General features: G+C 49.9%; 1 protein-coding gene. It reads left to right on the top strand.

From position 1 onward, the window contains the following. A partial coding sequence (gene spxB / locus HMPREF3168_RS04280; protein ID WP_070488624.1) for a pyruvate oxidase occupies window positions 1–1,692 on the top strand: 1,692 nt, incomplete at both ends.

The raw sequence follows: 1,692 nt of genomic DNA, 5'->3' as shown, positions 1-1,692 counted from the left end.
GAAATGCAAGACAAGATTAAGTTCATCGAAGTTCGTCACGAAGAAGCCGGTGCCTTGGCTGCCTCAGCAGAATACAAGCTTACTGGTAAGCTTGGTGTCTGCATGGGTTCAGCTGGCCCTGGTGCCATCCACTTGATGAACGGCTTGTATGACGCTAAGTACGACAAGACCCCAATGGTTGCCCTGGTAGCCAATGTTCCAACTCCTCGTCAAGACATCAACTTCTTCCAAGCCTTTGACGAAACGCCATGGTTCCGTGACGTTGCCGTTTGGGTCCACCAAGCCAAGACCAAGGAAGCTTTGCCAGTTTTGATGGACACTGCTATCCGTCAAGCTTACGCAAAGAAGGGTCCAGCTGTTTTGGTAATTCCTAAGGACTTCGGTTGGCAAGAAATCGAAGACAACTACCGCGTTTCCGCAAGCAACCACGTTGCTGACAACTACGCTGCTCCAACTGCTGAATCAATTGAAGCCGCAACTAAGTTGATCAAGGAAGCTAAGAACCCAGTTGTTTACTTCGGTTTGGGTGCTTCAGGCGCTGCCGAAGAATTGAAGGAATTTGCTGACAAGTTCAAGATGCCAATGATGTCCTCATACCTGGGCAAGGGTATCGTTGAAGACAGCTTCAAGCCATACTTGGGGACTATCGGCCGTCTCGGTGCTAAGGCTCCTAACGAAGTTCAAGGCCACACTGACCTGGTAGTTTGGGTTGGTAACAACTCACCATTCTCAGTATTGTGGTTCCCTAAGAACGCCAAGGTTATCCAAATCGACGTTGACCCAGAAAAGCAAGGCAAGCGTCACTCAGTTGACGTATCAATCCTGGCAGACGCTAAGAAGAGCTTGCGTGCTTTGATCGACGCCGGTGAAGCCCGCGAAGAATCACCACTTTACAAGGCTGCTTTGGCCGACCGTGAAGAATGGGATGCATGGACTGCTTCATTTGCTGACGACCACTTGAAGGACGAAGGCCGTGTACGCCAAGAACCGATCTGGGATGTCATCAACAAGGAAGCCGCAGACAACGCTGTCTTCGCTATTGACGTTGGTAACGTTAACATGGACCACGCACGTCTGTTGAACATGAACGGCAAGCAACGCTGGACTACTTCAGGCTTGTACGCAACCATGGGTTACGGCTCACCAGCTGCCATTGCAGCCGCAACTGCAATGCCAGACCGTGAAGTATGGCACTTGGCCGGTGACGGTGGCTTCGCGATGATGAGCCAAGAACTGCTTACTTTGGCTCGCTACAACATGCACGTATTGACTGTTGTCTTTACTAACGAAACTTTGGGCTTCATCGAAGCAGAACAGCGTGACGAATCCAACCAACCTCTGTCAGGTGTTATCATTCCAGACAACGACTGGGCAAAGGTTGCTGAAGGTATGAACATGAAGGCCTTCACTGTTCACGACAAGGCTGAATTCCAAGCTGCTGTAGAAGAATGGAAGAAGATGGACGGCCCGGCCTTCATCGACGTTAAGTACACTAAGCACATGGCTTACTCAACTGAACTTAACACTCTGGATGACCCAGAATTCGTGAAGTACTACCACGCAGAAGCTTTGCACCCATTCTCATACTTTGCTGAAAAGTTTGGTTTGGAAATTGACGCGGCTTCAGGTGCATCCGGCCACTCAGAAGACAAGGCAGAAGCATTGCAAGTTCAAGCAACTTCAAGTGCTTCA

It is taken from the genome of Lactobacillus sp. HMSC08B12 (assembly GCF_001808415.1).
GTDB lineage: Bacteria > Bacillota > Bacilli > Lactobacillales > Lactobacillaceae > Lactobacillus > Lactobacillus delbrueckii.
Note: the sequence above shows the minus strand (reverse complement) of the source record. Positions and strands in the feature narration are given on the sequence as shown.